The organism is Ruminococcus sp. (genome assembly GCF_016283395.1).
In genome coordinates, this window is the sequence record NZ_JAEEMU010000034.1 from 1 (window position 1) to 22,002 (window position 22,002).

Genomic DNA, 22,002 nt, shown 5'->3' on the forward strand with positions numbered 1-22,002 from the left:
GTTGATTTCGAGCACAACAGCAGCGGAGCAAAGGGATATTACAGCTACGGCGAACAGCGTATAGTGATACAGGAGAATCTTAGCGGCGCACAAGCCGTTAAGACTGCTATACATGAATGCGCTCACGCCCTGCTGCACGATCCCGATAAAAAGCTTCCAACGGCAAATACTTCCCGAAGCGATAAGGAAGTACAGGCTGAATCGGTGGCATATATCGTGGCTTCAAGGTATGGTATCGATACAAGTGATTACAGTTTCCCATATATAGCCTCTTGGAGTCAGGGAAAGCAGCTTGAACAGCTCAACCGCTTCCTTAATGAGATACAGGAGACTGCAAGGACAATATGTGATGCCATTGACGCAGAGCTTCAGACTTTATCCGAAAATCAAACAGAGGAACTGACCGAGGACGAGAGCCTCGGTCTTGCTATGTAAGGAGGAATATTTATGATAGGCATTCTGATAAAAAACAATGAAAAAACACTATTCACAGGACTGCCAAAGGAAACCGAAAAACTTGAAAAACAGCTTGCAGGTATCGGACTGAATGTACCTCTGCAAGAAGTAAACCTTTCAAATCATAATGATATCGGGTATGAGCTTGAGATATATGCCCAGAGTCAGATCGACATGGAGGTAGCTTCAAGAATAATCCTGCATGATAATATCGGACAGCTTAATGACCTTATGCTGTACATTTCACAGGGGGATTCTGATAAAATGAATGACAGGATATGTGAAAGCCATGCTGAAACGATCTCAGACCTATACAGCGAATTAACGACTCCGCCTGAGATCGAGACTACAGATAAGCTCGTTATAAGAACTACGATGAACTATAAGGCAAATTTTTATGAGCCTGCCGACTGTATCGTTGAGAAAGCTATAGCTATTCCGCATGAGGAATACAGCGCACTTATCAATATTACTGATAACTGCTATGATTTTATCGCTGATAATCAGGAGTGTATGTATTACGATAAGGATAATAACAGTCATTGCCTCCTCATATATGACGAGGCAAGCGGAGACGGGCTACTGATAAATGCAGACGGCTGCAATTTTGCTAAGTATTCGGCATTTGTTCCTCATGCAAAGGAAATGATAGAACAGCACGACTTGGAGCTGAGTGGACTTAAAAATGTGAAAGCTCCCATTACTGAGAGCGAGAAAAGGCTCCTTGACATCATATCGAGTGCCGCAGACAGGATAGCGACCTTCGCTCACATCGGACAAAGGGAGTTTACCATAGAAGATGTTCTCAATGAACTGGATTGCGACTACCACGATATAAAGAGAATGATACGTGATTCAGCCGCTGAAATATTGAAAGAAAAGACGAATATATCAGCTGTTGAGGTAAGTGATCTTGATCTCCCATTTCAACCCGATATCACAGTAACAATTACAGAGAATCAGGATATGACCGCTGATGAAGGACTTGGCGGCATTTCTTTTTAGGAGGTCAACCGTAAAATTTATAAAACTCAAACTATTTTCCCCTATAATGGTAAAGGGAGAAGCACCATACGAAAATCCATGGGACGGCAGCGATAACTTGTGATTGTGTTTTTATTTTAATAAATAGGTATTTATTTTAAAATTAGGTGCAGATTAGGAAAAAAATATGTAAGTTAGGAAATTCTATTGAAAATAAAATATAAAACTGTTATTATACATATGAGATCATATAGTAATATATAAAATGATAAAAAGATAACTTTGAAAGAAGGTGAAAAAGAAATGTTAAATTGATCAAAATGTGGGTAATAGTTCATTAATAAGAATTAAAATCTATCTGTATGAGATAATCGAGCAAGTTTTTTTTAAACAATAATTTTAACCGATTTGAAAGGAGTTTTTTGTGAAAAAAGTGTTATTTAATGCTGTTTCTTCTGTTTTAGCTATTTCGCCAAGGGGAATGATATGGTGATTCGAAATTATTGGATAGTAAAAGCTTTTATACTTTTTTTTATATGTATTGTTCCTTTATCAAGTTGCTATGATAAAAAAAACGAGCATTTACTGCCAAATTGTATAAATGGAAATTCTTTAAAGGTTGAATCAAACAATGGAAAGAAACCTTTTATATATGATGAATCACAAGCAATTGTTCTTGATGAAAATGACTATGCCAACGCTCAAATAGTATCACAAACCGATTTTATAACGTTTTATAAACAAGTGATAGATATTAAAGAAGCGTATCCGAATTTTAACTTTATGGATATTGAACTGCCTAAAGGTTTTACTCCTGTTCATTTTGATGAGAACGGCATGTTATATGGTAATTATGTTATTGATGATAATCAAAAGATTGCATCGTATAATTATGGAAATAACATTCTTAGTATACTTGTTGAAAATGAAGATGAAAGTGCTATTTCTATGGTGTATATAAAGGATAATTATATGATATATATAAAAGATGATAATATTAAATGGCAAGCACCAGAGTATCATTTATATGATTTGAATACAAATGAAGATTTGATATTCTATGAATCAGCAATTAATCCTATGACCCAAAGTGCATATTGTATGATTCACTTTAATACTCCAGTTATTATTGATAATAAAATATATTATGATGATATAATAAATATCGATGAAAAGAATAAAAAGCATAGGATTATTTATTGTTATGACATTAAAAAAAGAAAACTTGAATTAATGTATGACGATGCTGCTTTACCAAATGAATATATGAATAAAATTGCATGGTTTAGTTTGTCAAATGATGAAACCACAGGTGTTTTCTGTAATGAAAATGGAGCTATGTTTAAGCCCAAAACATTATTAGGTTCATATTTTTATTCTTATGATAATATTATATCTATTCATGATAATATTTCAGAAAACTCTTTTATACAATTGATAAAAGGGAAAAAAATTGATACGGATTTTGATCCTTTAACAGGAGATCCTAAAGATGAAGCTACTACATCTCATGGTTTAAAAATCGTTCGAAATTGTGAAATTGAGCCTATATTACTTACGGGAAATAATGTTGTAGCGTATGCAACTAATATTTATACCAATGGAAGATATGTAACATGGTATGGATCTTATATCGGATCTCCTATGTTTTATGATGTTCAAAAAGATATAGTTGTCAAAATAGATTTTTTGGATGATATTAAAGATAAAAACGATATCTTTTATTGGTTTAAAGTATCTAATAACAAGCTATTTCTTAGTTATGGTACTTATTCGGATGATTCGTTAAGATATATGATTATATCTTTAAAATAAGCATGGTTAATATATTTCTATAATTAAAAATATCAAACAAAGAATTTATAAAAAGATTTTTTGCTTATTGGTAATATTAGTGAGTATCATAATCATTAGGAATAGTCAGAATAATAATATCTAAGTTGTTAAAGATATATATCATTTTTATATTGAAAAATTTAAGAGAAGAATTATTAAATAAGTAGTGAAAAGCGGCATGTAGAAGTGTAATACATGCTGCTTTTTCATGATATTATTAAGTAATGTAATTCGATTATATTTAATATAACTGAAGAAAGCCGCTGAGGAAGAAGAACTCGGCGGCATTTCTTTTTAGGAGGGTAACTGTGAAATTTATAAAACTCAAACTATTTTCCCCTATAATGGTAAAGGGAGAAGCACCATACGAAAATCCGTGGGACAGCGGAGATGATTACCGTTTCCTTATAGAGCGAGAAAAGAAGAAATGCAGGAAAGAGATATATGTAAGTTCCTGTAATGCGCTTACTCCTGTTTTTCTTCCACTATGCTTTGAAAGCCGCATTTATTCCGCAGTTCCTGATATTGAAGAAAATGACGGCAAACTTATGCTCTGCCTTAATTGTGAATGTTATCGTAAACTTTCGGAAGGGGAGATCGATGAACTCTGCGGATGGTGGGAGAATGTAGTTGTCGAAGCAAACGAGAGACTGCATAAAAAGCAGGTAAAAACCAAGGAACTCGGCAGGATAATCATTTATTTGTGGTTTATGAAAGGCTGGACAATCGATCCCGTGTTTCCTGTAAATAAAGGAGGAAGATAATATGAATATTCCAAGCAAAAATGAAGTCGAAAGAATACGCAGGCAGTATCCTGCAGGTACAAGAATATGCTGCGATCATATGCCAGATGATCCTCGACCTGTTCCTTCTGGAACTATGGGAACTGTTATTGGAGTTGATGATATATGCAGCATTATGATGAAATGGGATAACGGGCAAGGGCTTTCCCTCGTTCCCGGCGTTGACAGCTTTCATACTGTTTCACAGGAAGAAAACATATCCGAAGTACCTGACATGGGGATGCAGCTATGAAAGTAAACGCCGCAGAAGAAAGCTTCGAGCTTATGGATATGCTTGGACAACGTGTGCTGTTCACAAATATGAGAGTTGACCGTGATACGATTCCTCAAGACTTGTATGTATATGATGTCAGGCACGATGATGACTGTAAAGGAGAGATATGCGAAATTAAGCCGTCTGTAATGGTCAACCACTGGGGTACGATAATCTGTAAAGAGCCTATAGAAATGGACGAGGTCTGGCACAGCAAGTTTGTTGATAAAGATGATTATAGTTATCTCGGTGATAGCGTAAAGCTTGATGAATATATAAATACGGACTGTTATGAAGAAGAGTCCGAGGAAATGGAGATGAGATAATGGCAGAAAGAAAAAGACCAATGTGTCCCATAATAGGAGCTGACGGCAATATATTCAATTTGCTCGGAATAGCCTCAAGGACACTGAAAAACAACGGAATGGCAGAGGAAGCTGCGGAGATGTATGATCGCGTAACTTCTTCGGGAAGCTATAACGAAGCCCTCTGTATCATCACAGAGTACATTGAACCCTGCAGAGAAGAAGATATGCAGGAAGAAAGCGATTGCTTATCCCAGCAGTTTTGACTGTTGTTAATATATATGTTTCAAAAACAGCGACGGCTCGGCGCATAGCCAATCTCGGAGCGATAAAGGAGGAATGAAATATGAATACGTCCTGATACTCTTTGAGGGAAGGAGGTCGTATGCAGACACGCAAAAGATACGAAAAAGCAAGCGTTGTGCTTTGCGGCGATATACCGTCAATGCTGAAAAGAGCAAAGACAGTCTTATCATGTAAGCAGTACCGTGAGCTTTGTATCGCCGTCAATGAGGCGGCAGACTATACTACTAAGAAAGGAATGATAATCGCCTGTTTAAAGGCAAAGAAAAATAATTTGTAAGCCGCTTGTCGGGAGCAGAAATATTCCGTACAGGCGGCTTTTTCTGTTTCCAACGTATTAAAGCGGCGGAAAGGAGTTGTATGAATAGTTTTATGTCATGGGTGGGAGGCAAAAAGTCTCTCCGCGACAAGATATTGATACGATTTCCGCTTGATTATGGGAGGTATATAGAAGTTTTCGGCGGTGCAGGCTGGGTACTGTTCCATAAAACGCCCGAAACCTTTGAGGTATTCAATGACGCCAACAGCAACCTTGTGAACCTTTACCGTTGTGTCAGACAGAATGCCAGAAAACTAATATACAAGCTCAGATACATGATAAATGCCCGTGATGAATTTCGTTGTATAGTTCATCAGCGCAGGAGAGGCCTTTTTACACGATTCCATGACTATGACAGAGCAGCCAGGTTCTACTACCTTATACAGTATAGCTACGGCCATAAAACTGACCAATACTGCTGCAAACCTGTTTCCATGTGGAAGAAGTTTCCAATTATCGAAAGAGCCGCAGAAAGGCTTCAGACAGTCGCAATTGAGAACAGGGACTTTGAGGAACTCATAAAGCTCTATGACAGACCTGACAGTTTCTTCTACTGCGATCCGCCGTACTATGATACGGAGAGCTTCTATAAAGATGTTGACTTCACAAGAGAAGATCATATAAGGCTTAGGAATACCCTGCTCGAATGTGAGGGAAAGTTCCTTGTATCGTATAACGACTGCCCTGAGATAAGAGAACTGTGGGATATCCAAGGCATATATATCGAGGAAGTGGTAAGACCTAATAATCTTGCTTTGCGGTATGAAAACGGCGCTGAATATCGCGAAGTATTTATCAGCAATTACGATACGTCCGAAAGACGTAATTTAAACCGTCAGCTGTCATTTCTTGACGATGACGAGGAAGGATTTTAATATGAAAAAGATAATTCACACCATAGGCTTTGTTGATGACAACGATGATATTGTTATCATGGGAATCATACACGAAGCCAATACAGCGAATGTCATACGTCTTGTTCTAAATGAGGAAGATGTGACGGTACAGCAGCTTGAGGGAAGAACTGGTATACCAGAAATACCGCCCGACCTCATAATCAGTATCTTAAAGGGCGGTTCATGATGAATGATAAACTGAAAATGCTTGACAGAAGCAAATGTGTCGCAGACGATAACGAATATGCAGGAAAGCTGCTGATAATAAAGACGTCGTCGCTGAAAGAGGAATTCCGACAGCCGTATTTTCAGTATTTCTATGCAACAAGTGGCTTCGGCTGTTATCCTGATAAGCTCGGCGGAAAGGTCTTCGGAAAGTTTCTTGCTGACGGTGAGGAATGCTGTTTCCGCAGAAGCGATTTCATGGGAGTGGCTGATAAAGAGAAGCTGCCGCAGTGGGCGAAAACAAGGATTGAACAGTTTACCTCACCTAAAATGCGTATAAGGGTATTTCAGATTGACGACTGCAAGGATAAAAACAAGCGTATGTTTATGAGCTATGAAAATGTCATGAAAAGCGCAAACGTTGATCCTGAAATATACCATCAGGTATACGGCGGCGTAGTAAACTGCTCGGATATCGAAAGCGTTTTTTCACTCTGCAATACTGAATGTCCTCCTGGATATTATGGGCATTCAATGTCGGTAAGCGATGTCGTAGAGATATGTGATGGCAACGATAAGGGCTTCTATTACTGCGACCATATCGGCTTTCAGAAGATAGACTTTGATATATCAAAGGTTGAACGCAGTGATATGCTGAGAGTTCTTATCTGCGAGACAGGCAAAGAGCCTTATGAAGCCGAGATACGCGATGAGCTGAAAGCCAAGCAGAATGTAGTCGGAGGTCTTATCGAGCCTGTATATTTTGCAGAAGATAATAATGCCCTGATATATTGCGATGAGGAGTTTTTGCTGAAAGGCTGTGAGCCTAATCGAAATGCAGGCGTTGTTACTATTCACGGTACATTTATGGTGGTTGGCAATGGCGAAAATGAGTACGGCGAGGGTATTGAAGTCTCGCTTACAGATGAGCAGATAAAAAAATACTCTGAAATGTTCAGATATCCGCTGATATACATGACAAATGAAGAACTTGCCGATAATCAGGTAGAAGAACAGGACGATGGCATTTCTCAGGTATAGGAGGTGTCAATGAAAGAAGAAGTATTTATACCGTCTCCTCTTGCAGAACAGCTTGAGGAAGCTGCCGCTGAACAGAAAGTGACAGTAGACGAGTTCGCTGAAAATGCGATAAGGAAATTTTTAAGGAGTGAAAATAATGGCAGATGAGAAAAAGGGCATAACCGTAAAGATAGATGCCGACTTACACGCAGAGATCAGAGAATATATAGAGTCAAAGGGAATGACAATGGCTGAATTCGTATCGCAGGCACTCTACAATGAACTGCACCCGAAGATACAGCCGCAGGAGGTGAAAAATATGGGTCCCATGAGAACAATGGCATTCCAGATGCCTGAAGAAATGTTTCAGAGGCTGAAGGACTATCTGCATGAGCATAACATGACACAGAAGGAGTTTGTCCTTGGACTTGTGGAGGCGGAGCTTAACAGGGATCAGGAGCTGAAAAATGCTCAGACAGTTGCCGTTGATGAAACTGTAAGCGAAGATAAAGCTGAGATCATCGGCGAGGAACTTGAAGATATCAAAGAACCAGATGAGGATGAAGAACTCGACAATGACGAATCCGAGGATGAGGACTTCGACGAGAATATGGACGATATCGAGGAGCCTGACGAAGATGAAGAACTCGACGATGTAGAATCAGAGGACGAGAACGAAGAACTCAGCGATGATGAAACAGAAGTCGAAGATGAGGATTTTTCAATGGCTATGTAAGCAGTAATTATCCGTCTTTGTCCCACAGGTCAAAAACAAACGGTGCAATTTGGTGGTTAGGTCGATTTTTCGGCAGAATTATAGACATCCCCGAATATTTGTGGTATGGTGATAAAAAACACAAAGGGGGTATGGTTATGAAAGAAATAACCGCCATTTTAGCGTTCCTAATGCTGCTTACAGGCTGTGGACAAAGCAAGGATAAGAGAGAAAGACCGCCTGAGGAAACAGAACCTACAACAGTATCAGCAGAAGAAAAAATGATAAGCACAACTGCTGGTACAACAACTGTTATTATAACAGTAACTTCTTTCGTACAGACAACAACTGCGATGACACAGGAAACCACGATACAAACGACAGTGCTTGTCAGCATCGCAGAAGCGGCTGTGTGGGACGAAGAGGTAACGAGTCACGATAATACCACCCAAGCCACAGAACCGCCGCATACGACAACGTCAGATGCGATAGCGGCAGTAACGATACCAGTCACGACCGCACAGAAGACCATGCCTTTGATAGACGTAGCAGAGCCAGTTTCTGAACCAAAGATTATTCTTTCAAATGACGGAACTGACTACGGCAAGGCTAAAGCTGTATACGAATATATGCGGCAGAACGGAAGCGGCACCTGTGTTAATCACGCTTGTATGACCTATGAGCTGTGCTGTGATAACGGACTGCAATGCCGTCTTGTATGGACGGACGTAGGTGTGTACGGTCACGTTGCAAATATCGTGAATGTGGACGGTATATGGTATGTTCTCGATACCGAGGGTGGTTATTTTCTCGACTACAATTCTTGCTTTACCGAGGTCGTCGATTTTGACGGCACTCACATTTCAGACAGCAGTATCATCAGCGATTTGAGCTACGATGAACTGCATTAATATACATAAGGAGTAAAATATGATCAAATTCAAAAATAGAATAAAGAAGATCGGCGCAGGGATAATAGCAAGTCTCTGCGCTGTTTCATTGTTCAGCACTTCTGTCGGCGGAACGCTTTCCGTTAGTGCTGCAATGACAACTGAAAATATAGCCTTTCCCACAGCTGATGAAGTCATAGCAGAAGCTGCCACTCTGCTCGGAGCTCCCTACGGCTGGGGATACAAAGGATATACAGGAGTTTACTATCAGGGCAGTTATACTCCTCTTGATCTCGACTATGTACGAAATCAGGGCGTTGACTGTTCGGGACTTCTATACTATACGCTCACGCACCTCGGATATTCCACAAGCGGATTTTCGTGGAATAACCCTGTTCCCGTTGATACTCCCCATTGGCTGAGTGTGAATGATAACTGCACTATCACATACAAAGGTGTTACATCAAAGATAGACGTAGAGAAGTCGAATATTCCATGTACTAAGCATCCGTATTGGGAATGTTCAGACGGCTCGACTATTTCCGCAGGCTCTATGGTAATAGCTCAGAATCCCAAAGGCGAGGATCATTCTTGGATATATATGGGGGAATTCGACAGCAGGAATGATGTCATATCCTACCTTAAAAGTATCGGCGTAAATGAAAGTTACATAAGCAGCAGAACAGTCGGTGACGGAAATGGTGACGGCGGCACTCACTGGCGTATCGAGTCGAACGGCTCAGAGGGCTGTGTTATCAATAACAGGACTGACGGTAAAAGCTCAACTGCGCTGAATATGTCGGCATTTCGCGTTACTCAGAATGACGTGAAGTTCAACATTACAAAGGTTCTCAGCACTGATAACAGCGTTAAGATAAGCGGCATAAGCAGCATTGACGGCTCTAAGGCGATATACGGCGTATATACCGATAAGAACTGCTCTCAGAAAGTCGGAGAGATAACCATAGGAGCTGACGGAACAGGTTCGATAAAGCTGCCCAACAAGCATTATTATGTCAAGGAAATTTCCGCGCCGAAAGGTTATGACCTCTCTCCCGATGTTGTACCGCTGAAAGCTAACGGCAACGTAAATGTTGAGGAAGATATCACAAGCGGAAAGATAACTGTCAATAAGACTGCCGAGGACGGAGTTGTTGCAGACCGCGAGTTTCAGCTCACATGGACTGACGGCGGAAAGAAACATTCAAAAACTGCTGTTACCGATGAAAAAGGTATTGCAGAATTTGACGGACTTCACGTTTATGATTTCAGTACCAAAGGTGTGATAAACTACACAGTTTCCGAGGTCAATACCGACTCGAAATATGTAGCCCAAAAGCCGCAAGACGTAACCCTTACAAGAGGAAACGCTGACCTTACTGTCGGTGTGAAGTTTGAGAACCGTCTCAAAAAGTTCAAGGCAGAGGTAAAAAAGAACGACAGTGAGAACATCACTGCACAGGGCGATGCAACGCTGTCTGGAGCTGTATATGGGCTTTACCGTGACGGCGAAAGAATTGCCACATATACAACAGACGAAAACGGTCACTTCATTACTGACGAATTTATCTGCGGCAACTATACACTTCAGGAGCTTAAACCGTCTCAGGGCTATCAGCTCAATGATACCATTTACAAGGTTGGCGCAGAGCCTGAGATGTATGTTATCGAGACAAATACAATAGCTCTTGATGTTACTGAGGATATTATCAAAGGTAGAGTATCTATTCTAAAGCATAGTGATGATGAAGATGATACAATTAATAATCTTGAGAGCAATGCTGAGTTTCAGGTCTATCTCAAGTCAGCTGGCAGTTATGAAAGTGCAAGTGAAACAGAGCGTGATTATCTGATAACTGATAAGAACGGCATCGCTAAGACTAAGGATTTACCCTATGGCACATATACTGTACATCAGACAAAAACAGTTAATGATGCTGAATTTTTTGCTGATTTTGATGTGAATATTTTTGAAAGCGAAAAAACTTATGAGTATATCCTAAATAACAAGCCATTTAAGTCGTATATACACATAACCAAAGTCGATGCTGAAACAGGGAATGTTATTCCTTATGAAGGGGCAGGTTTCCGCATATATGACGACAACGGTAATCCTGTAAATCTCGGTGTTGAAGTTTTCTACACCAATAACGATGGGTATCTAATAACTCCTGAAGCCATTAATTACGGCAAATATACGCTTGTTGAGGTACAGGCACCTTACGGATATGTTCTTGACAGTACACCTGTTCCTTTTATGGTTTCAGAGTCAAATGTAAATGAAGAAAACGCTGTAAGGATTATCAAAGTAACAAAAGCTGATAAAGCTCAGAAAGGAAAAATATCGGTTTCCAAGCGCGGAGATGTTTTCAAGAGTGTAATTGCAGTTGGCGATAAGTATACTCCCGTTTTTGAGGAAAGAGGTCTTAGCGGAGCTGAATTTGAGGTGAAAGCCGCAGAGGACATCTATACCCCAGACGGAACACTCAGAGCAAGCAACGGTGACGTAGTTGCCGACCTTATCACTAACGAAAATGGTTATACCGTTACAGGAGATTTGTATCTCGGCAAATATATTGTAAGCGAGAAAAAAGCTCCTGTGGGTTATGTGCTTAACAGTGAAGAAAAGCTCATTGAACTTACATATGCAGGACAGGAAGTCGCAGTCGCTGATGCGGTAAATACCATTTTCATTAATGATTATCAAAGCGTTGACATACATCTCAAAAAAATCATGGAACATGATGAGAAGTTCGGTATCAGCGATAAGAACGAGTACAAGAACGTCACATTCGGACTGTTCGCTGCTGAAGATATTACTGCCGCAGACGGTACCGTTATCCCTGAAAATGGCTTGATTTCAATCGTAACTCTCGGTGAAGACATGAATGCACATTTTGAGGAAAAGTTACCTTTTGCTAAGTATTACGTTGAAGAAATCTCAACCGATGAAAGCTATATGCTCAACGGCGAGAAATACCTTGTAAACTTCAAGTATATGGGACAGGCGCAGACTACAGTTGACATTGATTGCGGCACTTTTGTGAATGACCTCAAGCGCGGCAGTGTATCAGGCATAAAAGTCAATGAAAAGAACGAGCCTCTCGAAAAGGCTGTATTCGGACTTTTCTCAACCGATACTAATGAGTTTATTGCTGAGAATGCATTAATTATAACGGAATCTGATAAGGATGGAAAGTTCAGTTTCACTGATATTCCTTACGGAAAATATATCGTGAGTGAAATAGCTGCTCCAAAAGGATATTATCTTTCTGATAAGCTGTATCCTGTGGATATCAGCGAGGATGGTGATGTTGTGGAGATAACCGCTGAAAACCGTCCTGTTTCCGTTTCGATAAGAAAAACGGATATTTACGGTAAGGAACTCACAGGAGCAAAAATGCGGCTAATTAATAAAAATGGTGATATCATAGATGAATGGACCTCAGGCAATGATAGCCATATAATCAATAATATCACTGCAGACGAATATACACTTAAAGAAATTGCTGCTCCTGACGGATATGTTATCGCTACAGATATAAGATTTACTATTGATGAAAATGGCATTGTTACTGTTAACGGAGTTAAGACGAATGCTTACAACGCAGATGGAGTACCTTGTATAACTATGGTCGATAATGCTATTGACAAGCCTGTCACACCTCCATCTACAGGTGATACAGGAAGAAGTCCGCTTGGACTTGCGATGATAATTGCAGGTCTTTGCGGAGTTTTCTACGTGTCCCATAAGTACAGAAAAAAAGAAAAGGAAACGGATTCCCTCGGTAACGAATATGCTGACCTTTGTCCTTATTACATTGAAAGCACGAAAAAATGAATAGGAAGAACATATTTCGGATAATTATGGTCGTTTCAATCGCCATTATCATAGGAGGTTTCTATTTATATTTCAAGGATGATATTTCACAAAAAAATATTGAAAAAGATCTTCTCAAGTTCAGACCGATTATAGTTTCAAATGGAATTCTTGATGATATAACAGATGACTTTATGGAAGCAACTGTAGCAGAAACAGCAGTGGTAAATGAGGGTAATACAGTTAATGCTGAAACAACGAATGTTTCGGTTATAAATACTATTCCTGATGAAGTGCGAAAGAGCCTTGTAGAATCGGCACAGTCATTAAACGAAGCCTATCCCGATGCTATCGGTTGGCTGTACATACCGAATACAAACATATCCTATCCTGTTACTCAGGGCAGGGATAACGAATACTATCTTTCTCATGCATTTGACTGCAGAAGTCTTAAATCGGGAGCGATATTTCTCGACTGCCGCTGTGAAAACAGGTTCATGAATCCTGTGAATCTCCTTTACGGACACAGCATGAAAAACGGTACAATGTTTGCAGGAGTGCTGAACTTCGCTGACAGTAGTTACTTTGATAGTCACAGATATGGTTGGCTTGCTACACCCGAAGCCGTATACCGTATAGACTTTTTCTCTTGCGCCAAGACCGACTGTAACGATGAGCTGTATGACGGCAATACTCCGATATCAGAGTGGATACCGCATATATGCGAAAAATCGGCAGTTCTGAGGGGGATAGAGTACACTGACAATGACAGGTTCATATCACTATCTACGTGCAGTTACGAATATGAAAATGCAAGGACTATCCTTACGGGAAAGCTTGTAGAAACGAATGGAGGCTGATATATTGAAGAAAAATTTAAAGAGAGCACTCGCTTGTGAGCTTGCGGCTGTAATGACATTTATGAATTTTGCAGTTATGAACGCTCACGCTGAGGGCGACGTTGCAGGTGCGGTAGAAAGCACTTGGAATCAGGCAAGAGGACAGATAAAAACAATAACCAACAATGTCATTTTTCCTGTTATAGACGTTGTGCTCGCGATCCTACTGTTTGTTAAAATTGGACTGCTTTATATGGATTACCGTAAGCACGGTCAGATCGAATGGACTCCGGCGGCTATAATTTTCGGCTGTTTAATATTTACGCTTACAGCTCCGCTGTACATTTGGAGCATAGTTAATATTTAAAATGTTTGTTATAAATAAAAAGCCGCTTATAGATGAAGCGGCTTTATCTTATAATAATTAGATTTAGAGAATATAATTATATTATGATAGCGGTTTATCAACATTGTAATATCCAATTGCATAATTGAACTTGTCTTTTCTCAATAATGGCATCATATCGACCTGCTCATTAAAACTGTAAGACTTTAATTGTGAATAGTTGAGAGGTACATTACAAGTCCAGATCTCAGATACTTTATTATTATCTATTTTTATAATCCAGTAAAAACTTGTTTTCCTTTCAATGGTAGGATTGACCGTTATGTTTTTTCGTTCATTGCAGTATTTATTAGCATCGATTATCATGTCATGATAGCTTGTTATTGTACCGGATATATATGCTGTTTCGTTTTGAGGAATATTATAATTTTTACAGTAATTATCAAAATTATAATTATTTGATTCAATACACTTAAGAACACTCTTAGCATTGGAATTCATTATACTTATATAATTCTTGGAAATATCGTGCAATCTCAAATATATTATATTTATTATCACTACTATTAATAAAATTGAAAATATTAATAGTCCGATACGCTTTAATTTTTTCATCTTACCACTCCATTGAAAGAATTTCTTTAAATCGTTGTTTTAGGAAATGAAGAATAATTGTTTAGCGATAATGATGCGAAAATTGTTAAGGCAGTTATTAATGAAAATGTTTTTCTCATATGTAATCTTCTATATTAGTTGTAAAAGTATTATATCATGAAATAAACCAATAATCAAGAAATATAATTATGTGTGCGGCAAGCGATAAAATGATGTAGACCAGAGGATAACAGTTATAAATGCATAATTCCTAAGTTTGAAAGATTTATTAATTTGGAGGTGACCTATGCCATACATACCATTTACAGAGGAACAGAAACAGCAGGCAAATAATACCGAATTAGAAGATTTTCTGCGTATGCGCGGCGAAAAGCTTGAACGCGCAGGACGCGAGTACAAGCTCATATATACCGATGGCGGTGGTAAGCATGACAGCATAACCATGTCTGGCAACCGTTGGTTTGATCATAAGAATCAGACAGGCGGCGGAGCTATAAAGTTTATGCAGTATTTTTATGGTATGAACTTTGTCGATGCTGTACAGAGCCTGCTCGGATATTCAGTAGAACCGCAGCAGCACAGCCCTCCGCATAAAGTTGAGACAGCTACAAAGAAAAAAGAATTTGAGCTCCCCGAAGCGAATGAGGATATGCACAGGGTGTACGCCTACCTCATAAAACAGCGATATATCTCTCCTGAGATAATCACTCACTTCGCAAGGAATCATACACTGTATGAGGACAAGGCATATCATAACGCTGTATTCGTAGGACTTGACGAGGATGGGAAACCGAAACAGGCAAGCAAACGCTCCACTATCACTTACGGAAATTCGTTTCGTATCACTGTGGAGGGCTCTGATACAAGATACAGCTTTTCACACTTCGGTACATCGGACAAGCTGTACGTCTTTGAAGCACCTATCGATATGCTCAGTTTCATAACGCTGTATCCTGATAACTGGCAGGAGCACAGCTATATAGCACTGAATGGCATATATGAGAATCCGCTTATGCAGGCACTGGAGACACATGATAGTCTGCATAAGATATGTATCTGTACCGATAACGACGAGGGCGGTATCGATGGATATGAAAGGCTCATGGATATACTCACAGATAAAGGATATACCGATATACAGCGGTGCGCTCCCGAATACAAGGACTTCAATGAAACGCTTAAGTCTGTGAACGGAGCAGAGGCTCTCACTGCCGTACCTCATTTCCGAAAGAATAAATACCTTGAAATAACAGAAGATCTCCACGAACTGAGCTTTAACCCTTACGGCTTTGTGAATGAGCTGAAAAAGGCGTACAGAAACGGAGATACAGTTTTTATGACCGAGCTTGCAATAACAGGCTCGGTTTTCTATTTGCAGCAGGCAGGGTATAACAGCGATTTTAAGAGGCTCTGCGCCAAGCTGAGGAAAGAATACAGGTCGTATGCCGACAAGGGCGGAATAGGGCGAAAGTGGCGTGATATGAGCAATATTTTCAAGGTTGTGGAGAGCGATTTTAGACAAACGGCACGAACAAGGGAGCAGTCTGTCCAGACGGCGAAACTGCTTTATCAGCTTGCGGACTCGGCTATAAGGTTGACAGTGGAGGAATGCTGTCAGAAACAGGAGCAGAGCGAAGAACAAGCAGAGGAAGCTGAAGCGGTCATGGCTTTCGGGTAAGACAACACCCCCTGTTGTCGTGGGCAACAGGCTTTGAATATACCAGTTTATTTTATTATTAATAGCAAAAGAAAGAATATGGAGGAATGTAATTGAATGAAAAACAGATAGTTATTTTAGTTCTGCTGTCTGCTGCTTTTATCGGCTGTATGATACTTGCCACAGTTCTTGATAACAAGAGCATAAACGGCATTAAATCAAAGACAGTCGGCGACGGACAGTACGGAACAGCGCGTTGGGCTACAAAGCCTGAGGTACGGCAGACTTTTTCCTTTCTGCCATTCGAGCCGAAGAAATGGCGCAAGGGGGAAGATCTTCCGAAGATACAGGGAACGATAATCGGCTGTCGTGGAAACAGTAATACAACTGCAATTGTCGATACAGGCGATGTACATACGCTGATGATAGGCGCAGCAGGTGTGGGCAAAACAGCTTATTTTCTGTATCCAAATATCGAGTTCTGCTGTGCAAGCGGAATGTCGTTCATATCCTCAGACACTAAGGGTGATGTTGCCAGGAATTACGGAGAGATAGCCCATAAATATTACGGCTACAATGTGTCTGTGCTTGACCTCAGAAAGCCTACAAGGAGTGACGAGAACAATATACTGCACCTTGTGAACAAGTACATGGATATATATTTATCCGACAGGACTCAGCTTTCGGCAAAGGCTAAGGCTGAGAAATATGCAAAGATAACCGCAAAAACCATAATTAACATTGGCGGTGGTGACAGTGCAAATTATGGACAAAACGCATACTTTTACGATGCGGCTGAGGGCTTGCTGAGTTCGATAATTCTGCTTCTTGCGGAATTCGGAGAAAAGAACGAAAGGCATATCGTATCGGTATTCAAGCTGATACAAGACCTCATAGCAAAGCAGCCTTCCAAAAGTGCAAAGGACAAACAGCCTATGTACTTCACAAAGCTTATGGAAAAACTGCCAAGTGATCATAAAGCCAAATGGCTTGCAGGAGCTGCCCTTAATACAGCAGATCAGGCGATGTTGTCAGTAATGAGTACAGCATTGTCACGACTTAATAACTTCCTTGACAGCGAAATGGAACAACTTCTCTGTTTTGGAACTGCTATAGACGCAGAGAAGTTCTGCTCGGAAAAATCAGCCATATTTATTATCCTTCCCGAAGAAGATCAGAACAAATACTTCATGGTATCACTGCTTGTTCAGCAGCTATACCGTGAGATACTCGTCATAGCCGATGAAAATGGCGGAACTCTTGACAATCGTGTTATGTTCATGCTTGACGAGATGGGAACATTCCCGAAAATAGAGGGCATTGAAGCAATGTTCTCCGCAGGACGAAGTCGAAAGATATCTATAGTTGCTATAATACAGTCATTTGCACAGCTCGAGCAGAAATACGGGAAAGAGGGCATGGAGATAATCACGGATAATACTCAGCTTACGATATTCGGCGGCTTTGCTCCTAATTCACAGTCGGCGGAAGTTCTTTCAAAGGCACTGGGAGAACAGACAGTACAGAGCGGTTCGGTATCGACAGGAAAAGAAAAATCACAGTCCCTGCAGATGATGGGCAGACCGCTTATGACAGTAGATGAGCTAAAATCCATGCCCAAAGGTCAGTTCATTGTTATGAAAACAGGCGCACATCCTATGATATCGCCGTTGAAGTTGTATTTCAAGTGGGGCATAGAATTTGAAGAACCATACATTCTTCCCGACAAGGGAGCAAGAACGGTGGCGTATATGGAGCGTGAAGAGTTGTTCAAAGCTATTGAACGCAAATATCCGCAGACACATAAAGCTCCTTATTCCGAGGAATATGATTTTCAAGAAATATCGGAAACAAAGCCGAAAATAAACATAAAAACCAACGGAGGTGGTACACAATGATAGTACCAGAAAAGATATATAAGTTGAAGCTTTCTTCGACGGAGATAAATATCTACCAGTATCTGTGCAGCAGGGCAAACAAGCAGGGAGAATGCTTTCCGTCTCAGACTACTATTGCAAAAGCTGTGAATATGCACAGGTCAACTGTAAATCAGGCAATAAAGCGATTAGAAGGCAAGAAGCTGCTGATCATAGAGCAGCGCAAGCGTGATAACGGTGGTACATCTTCAAATCTATACAGGATCGAGGTGATATAGGTTGTTTGAATGGATAGGAGATGCAATAGATTGGATAGGCGATGGTATTTCAAGTTTATGGGATAATACAGTTGGAGCATTATCAAGTGAAGTATCAGAAATGATATTTGATGCAATGTTCAACTGGATCTTTATAACTATATATGATGGTATAGCAGACATATTTACATGGATAAATGAAAGTTCAGCTGATATATTCAGTCTTGCATGGATAAATGCCTTTATCTCACTTTTTCATAATATAGGGTGGATATTATTTGCCTGCGGTATGGTTGTTGCAGTATTTGATACTGCCATAGGCTGTGAAAATGGGCGTGCAGATATAAAGGGAACGTGCCTTAATGTACTTAAAGGCTTTTTTGCGGCAAGCCTTATAACTGTTGTACCACAGCGGCTTTATTCATTTTGTGTGTCTCTGCAAAACATATTTGCTAAAGACCTTATAGGCGCACTTGTACAAAACAGAAGTGATACGCTTACTGATTCAGGACTTGAAGTTATAAAATCTCTTGCAAAAGATGTTACATTATCAAGTCTTTTCTTTATAATTCTTTTCGGATACTGTGTTATAAAGGTCGTATTTGCAAACATTAAAAGGGGAGGCATATTACTTTGTCAGATAGCTGTAGGAAGTCTATATATGTTCTCAGTACCGAGAGGATATATGGACGGTTTCACTGGATGGTGCAAACAGATAATAGCAACCTGTCTGACTGCATTTTTACAGACTACGATTCTTTATTTAGGACTGCTGACATATACTGAGCATCCAATAATAGCTGCAGGTATATGCTTATCGGCAAATGAAGTACCGCGTATAGCTCAGATGTTCGGACTTGATACAAGTGTCAGAGTCAATATGATGAGCATCAGCAGTACTGTTTCTATGGGTTCAAGAATGATAAGAGCTGTTGGCAGAAAATAAGGAGGTAAATTAAGTGAAAACATATATTTATCCTGAAAATCTTAGGGCTACGGTAAAGCTGTGGTTCTGGAATGTTCGGGATTTTATTATTATCTGCGGAGGTATCATACTATCCGTTGTGATATTTGCAAAGCTGTGGACTCCTGTGCCGCTTGCACTGACAGCCTGCTATGCGTTCCTAACGCTTCGGGCTGAGGACACAGCTATTCTTGACTACATGATAAACGCGGTAAGGTTCTTTTGTACTACACAGCAGGAGTTCCACTGGCAGATAGGAGAAGAAAATGGCAAAAAAGAAAAGTAAGAATAGTCTGCAAAGGCTGATTGGATTCAAAACATTTACAAATTACGGTGTTAAGACAAATAAGAGTGAATTCATCATTTATCATGTTGAACCGACAAATATATCAGTTCTGCCACCAGAAGTGATAGCTAATAAGATATATGATCTTGCAATGGTATTAAGTGTTGTACCTGAGCTTGAGATAATGGCTCTTGACAGCTGTGAGTGCTTTGATGATAATAAAGTATATGTAAGGAAAAGGCTTGCAAAGGAGAAAAATCAAGCTGTACGAAAGCTGTTGGCGGCAGATCTGGAATTTCTCGATGATGTACAGATAGGAATGTCATCAGCAAGAGAGTTCCTTTTCATATATCGTTTCCGTAAAGAGAAGGAAGAACAGGTATTCAGTCTTATAAATCGTATAAGCAAGGCTATCTCAGATCATGGGTTTATGGCTAAAAAACTTGAAAAAACTGAAATAAAGCGAGTTCTCGGACTGTATTTTGGAACAAGTATAACAGCAGACTATATTCCTGATATTGAGGGTGAAGAATATATAAAGGAGAATGCTGATGAAACTATTTAAGAAAAAAGAACTTACCTCAGAGCAGCATGAAATCATATCTACTAAAGATTTCTTCGACAGAACGCTCCCAAGCACAGTCAAGTTCTATACAGACCACTACATCTGCGGCAATTATTACAAAAGCGTATGGGCTATAACCGAGTATCCGCCCAACACTGAGGAAACGGCTCTGCTTTCTCACCTTGCAGACAGAAGTGGAGTTACGCTCCGCATATATAACAGGATCGTTACTTCTATGGAGCAGAAGAAGATAATGCAGCAGGCAATGCGGAAGAACAAGATGATGTCTACAACCAACGATATCAGTGAAACTGTCAAGGCAGAGGAAAACATGACAGATATCGTAAATCTGCTTGCGGAACTTAAACGTGACAGGGAAACACTTCTGCATACGGCTGTATTTATTGAACTGAAAGCCGATACTGAGGAAAAGCTGAGAGAGCTTCAGGCTGATATCCAAATGGAACTAACACGTTCAAAGATATCGGTAGATAAACTTCTTCTCAGGCAGAAAGAAGGATTTCTTTCTGTATTGCCAACGGGAACGAATGTATTTGTTACACAGTATGAGCGTGTATTGCCGTCAAGTTCGGCAGGGAATTTGTATCCGCTGAATTACAGTGGTAAGACCGACTCCAACGGCTTCTACATCGGACGTGATAAGTTCGGTGCGAATATTCTTGTTGACTTTGACAAGCGTACCGATGACAAGACCAACAGTAATATCTTGATACTCGGCAACAGCGGACAGGGAAAGAGCTATCTTATGAAGCTGCTCCTCTGTAATATGCGTGAATCGAGCAAGAGTGTTATCTGCCTTGATCCCGAAAGCGAATATGAGGACTTATGCAATAATCTCGGCGGCACATATATAGACATGATGTCTGGAGAATATATGATAAATCCCTTGGAACCCAAGTCCTTCGGAGAAGCCGACAGGAGCGAGGATTCTCCCGACACCTTCCGAAGAGTAACGAGACTTAGTCAGCATATATCATACCTCAAGGACTTTTTCAGAGCTTACAAGGATTTCACAGACAGCGATATAGATACTTTGGAGATAATGCTGATAAAACTGTATAATCGTTTCGGTATTGACGATAATACAGATTATTCTAAGCTGAAAGTCACTGATTATCCAACCATGTCAGACCTGTACGAGCTTACCGATAAAGAATACAAGGCTTATGACAGAGAGAAAAGGAACCTCTATACCGAGGAAACGCTTCAGAATATCTGCCTTGGTATTTACAGTATGTGCAAGGGAGCTGAAGCGCAGTATTTCTGCGGTCATACAAATATCAAGGACGGAGACTTACTTTGCTTTGGTGTTAAAGGACTTATGGACACTAACAAGCGTCTCAAAGATACACTTCTTTTCAATATCCTTTCATATATGAGCAGCCAGCTTCTTGGCAAAGGGAACACTGTTGCCGCTATAGATGAACTTTATTTGTTCCTGACAAATATGACCGCTATTGAATATATCCGAAATGGAATGAAGCGCGTTCGCAAAAAGGAGTCCTCATTCATACTTGCTTCTCAGAATATCGAGGATTTCCTCATACCTGAGATAAGGGAGTTCACTAAGCCGCTGTTCAGTATACCTACGCATACTTTTTTCTTTAATGTGGGTAACTGCTCTCCAACTGAATTTATGGATACGGTACAGCTCCTCAAGCCTGAATATGACCTTATAGCTCATCCTGAACGAGGAACTTGTTTGTATCGCTGCGGCAATGAGCGTTATCTGCTGCAAGTCCATGCTCCTGCGTATAAGGAGGCTCTCTTCGGAAAGGCAGGAGGAAGATGACAAAGGACTTGATTTATA

Annotated in this window: 25 protein-coding genes; 24 read left to right on the forward strand and 1 reads right to left on the reverse strand. The window is 40.1% G+C overall.

Features of this window, described 5'->3' with window-relative positions; all coding sequences use genetic code 11:
* The 17 genes from QZZ41_RS03225 to QZZ41_RS03305 form a co-directional block, all read left to right on the forward strand.
* The coding region (locus tag QZZ41_RS03225) for an ImmA/IrrE family metallo-endopeptidase (protein WP_295068093.1) at window positions 1–435 on the forward strand (435 nt) is incomplete at its 5' end.
* 12 nt (window positions 436–447) lie between these two features.
* A complete protein-coding gene (locus QZZ41_RS03230) occupies window positions 448–1,461 on the forward strand; it encodes a DUF6329 domain-containing protein (RefSeq protein WP_295068096.1) in 1,014 nt (337 codons plus the stop codon).
* Between the two features lie 465 nt (window positions 1,462–1,926).
* On the forward strand, window positions 1,927–3,255 hold the full coding sequence (locus tag QZZ41_RS03235; protein ID WP_295068098.1) for a hypothetical protein: 1,329 nt from the start codon (window positions 1,927–1,929) through the stop codon (window positions 3,253–3,255).
* Between the two features lie 329 nt (window positions 3,256–3,584).
* The gene (locus tag QZZ41_RS03240) at window positions 3,585–4,040 is read left to right on the forward strand and encodes a hypothetical protein (protein ID WP_295068101.1); all 456 of its coding nucleotides are present in this window, start codon (window positions 3,585–3,587) and stop codon (window positions 4,038–4,040) included.
* A gap of 1 nt (window position 4,041) precedes the next feature.
* A complete protein-coding gene (locus tag QZZ41_RS03245) occupies window positions 4,042–4,311 on the forward strand; it encodes a DUF4314 domain-containing protein (protein WP_295068104.1) in 270 nt (89 codons plus the stop codon).
* Window positions 4,308–4,658: an LPD28 domain-containing protein gene (locus tag QZZ41_RS03250; protein WP_295068107.1), complete on the forward strand. Its 351-nt coding sequence runs from the start codon at window positions 4,308–4,310 to the stop codon at window positions 4,656–4,658. Before QZZ41_RS03245 ends, QZZ41_RS03250 begins: the two co-directional genes overlap by 4 nt.
* On the forward strand, window positions 4,658–4,903 hold the full coding sequence (locus tag QZZ41_RS03255; RefSeq protein ID WP_295068110.1) for a hypothetical protein: 246 nt from the start codon (window positions 4,658–4,660) through the stop codon (window positions 4,901–4,903). Before QZZ41_RS03250 ends, QZZ41_RS03255 begins: the two co-directional genes overlap by 1 nt.
* A 119-nt stretch (window positions 4,904–5,022) precedes the next feature.
* Entirely contained in the window at window positions 5,023–5,220 is a 198-nt protein-coding gene (locus QZZ41_RS03260) for a hypothetical protein (RefSeq protein ID WP_295068112.1), read from the forward strand.
* Window positions 5,221–5,312: 92 nt separating this feature from the next.
* Entirely contained in the window at window positions 5,313–6,134 is an 822-nt protein-coding gene (locus QZZ41_RS03265) for a DNA adenine methylase (protein ID WP_295068556.1), read from the forward strand.
* A 1-nt stretch (window position 6,135) separates the two neighbouring features.
* Window positions 6,136–6,342 carry a hypothetical protein gene (locus QZZ41_RS03270; protein WP_295068115.1) on the forward strand — a complete coding sequence of 69 codons (207 nt, stop codon included), beginning with the start codon at window positions 6,136–6,138 and terminating at the stop codon, window positions 6,340–6,342.
* A complete protein-coding gene (locus QZZ41_RS03275; RefSeq protein WP_295068117.1) occupies window positions 6,342–7,361 on the forward strand; it encodes a YodL domain-containing protein in 1,020 nt (339 codons plus the stop codon). Before QZZ41_RS03270 ends, QZZ41_RS03275 begins: the two co-directional genes overlap by 1 nt.
* A 9-nt stretch (window positions 7,362–7,370) precedes the next feature.
* Window positions 7,371–7,508: a hypothetical protein gene (locus QZZ41_RS03280; RefSeq protein ID WP_295068120.1), complete on the forward strand. Its 138-nt coding sequence runs from the start codon at window positions 7,371–7,373 to the stop codon at window positions 7,506–7,508.
* On the forward strand, window positions 7,498–8,076 hold the full coding sequence (locus tag QZZ41_RS03285) for a hypothetical protein (RefSeq protein ID WP_295068123.1): 579 nt from the start codon (window positions 7,498–7,500) through the stop codon (window positions 8,074–8,076). The genes QZZ41_RS03280 and QZZ41_RS03285 overlap by 11 nt, the downstream gene beginning before the upstream one ends.
* Window positions 8,077–8,213: 137 nt before the next feature.
* The gene (locus QZZ41_RS03290) at window positions 8,214–8,966 is read left to right on the forward strand and encodes a transglutaminase-like domain-containing protein (RefSeq protein WP_295068126.1); all 753 of its coding nucleotides are present in this window, start codon (window positions 8,214–8,216) and stop codon (window positions 8,964–8,966) included.
* Window positions 8,967–8,985: 19 nt separating this feature from the next.
* A complete protein-coding gene (locus QZZ41_RS03295; RefSeq protein WP_295068129.1) occupies window positions 8,986–12,786 on the forward strand; it encodes a SpaA isopeptide-forming pilin-related protein in 3,801 nt (1,266 codons plus the stop codon).
* A gap of 26 nt (window positions 12,787–12,812) precedes the next feature.
* A complete protein-coding gene (gene srtB, locus QZZ41_RS03300) occupies window positions 12,813–13,625 on the forward strand; it encodes a class B sortase (protein ID WP_295068132.1) in 813 nt (270 codons plus the stop codon).
* A 4-nt stretch (window positions 13,626–13,629) separates the two neighbouring features.
* Window positions 13,630–13,971: a DUF3852 domain-containing protein gene (locus tag QZZ41_RS03305; protein WP_295068135.1), complete on the forward strand. Its 342-nt coding sequence runs from the start codon at window positions 13,630–13,632 to the stop codon at window positions 13,969–13,971.
* A gap of 81 nt (window positions 13,972–14,052) precedes the next feature.
* Here QZZ41_RS03305 and QZZ41_RS03310 read toward each other — a convergent pair whose 3' ends face one another.
* Window positions 14,053–14,565 (reverse strand): hypothetical protein, encoded by a 513-nt coding sequence (locus QZZ41_RS03310; RefSeq protein ID WP_295068138.1) that lies wholly within the window; start codon window positions 14,563–14,565, stop codon window positions 14,053–14,055.
* A 286-nt stretch (window positions 14,566–14,851) separates the two neighbouring features.
* Between QZZ41_RS03310 and QZZ41_RS03315 the strand changes: the two genes are divergently transcribed.
* From QZZ41_RS03315 to QZZ41_RS03345, 7 genes are all read left to right on the forward strand, one after another.
* Window positions 14,852–16,243 carry a DUF3991 and toprim domain-containing protein gene (locus tag QZZ41_RS03315; protein ID WP_295068140.1) on the forward strand — a complete coding sequence of 464 codons (1,392 nt, stop codon included), beginning with the start codon at window positions 14,852–14,854 and terminating at the stop codon, window positions 16,241–16,243.
* Between the two features lie 149 nt (window positions 16,244–16,392).
* Window positions 16,393–18,120 (forward strand): VirD4-like conjugal transfer protein, CD1115 family, encoded by a 1,728-nt coding sequence (locus QZZ41_RS03320; RefSeq protein ID WP_295068559.1) that lies wholly within the window; start codon window positions 16,393–16,395, stop codon window positions 18,118–18,120.
* On the forward strand, window positions 18,117–18,377 hold the full coding sequence (locus QZZ41_RS03325) for a helix-turn-helix domain-containing protein (protein WP_295068143.1): 261 nt from the start codon (window positions 18,117–18,119) through the stop codon (window positions 18,375–18,377). Before QZZ41_RS03320 ends, QZZ41_RS03325 begins: the two co-directional genes overlap by 4 nt.
* A 1-nt stretch (window position 18,378) precedes the next feature.
* Window positions 18,379–19,302, forward strand: a complete 924-nt coding sequence (locus QZZ41_RS03330; protein WP_295068146.1) for a conjugal transfer protein TrbL family protein — start codon at window positions 18,379–18,381, stop codon at window positions 19,300–19,302.
* 13 nt (window positions 19,303–19,315) lie between these two features.
* The gene (locus tag QZZ41_RS03335) at window positions 19,316–19,606 is read left to right on the forward strand and encodes a hypothetical protein (protein ID WP_295068149.1); all 291 of its coding nucleotides are present in this window, start codon (window positions 19,316–19,318) and stop codon (window positions 19,604–19,606) included.
* Complete coding sequence (locus QZZ41_RS03340; protein ID WP_295068153.1) at window positions 19,587–20,171, forward strand: hypothetical protein; 585 nt, start codon at window positions 19,587–19,589, stop codon at window positions 20,169–20,171. Before QZZ41_RS03335 ends, QZZ41_RS03340 begins: the two co-directional genes overlap by 20 nt.
* On the forward strand, window positions 20,158–21,984 hold the full coding sequence (locus QZZ41_RS03345; protein ID WP_295068160.1) for a DUF87 domain-containing protein: 1,827 nt from the start codon (window positions 20,158–20,160) through the stop codon (window positions 21,982–21,984). The genes QZZ41_RS03340 and QZZ41_RS03345 overlap by 14 nt, the downstream gene beginning before the upstream one ends.
* Window positions 21,985–22,002 lie beyond the last annotated feature (18 nt).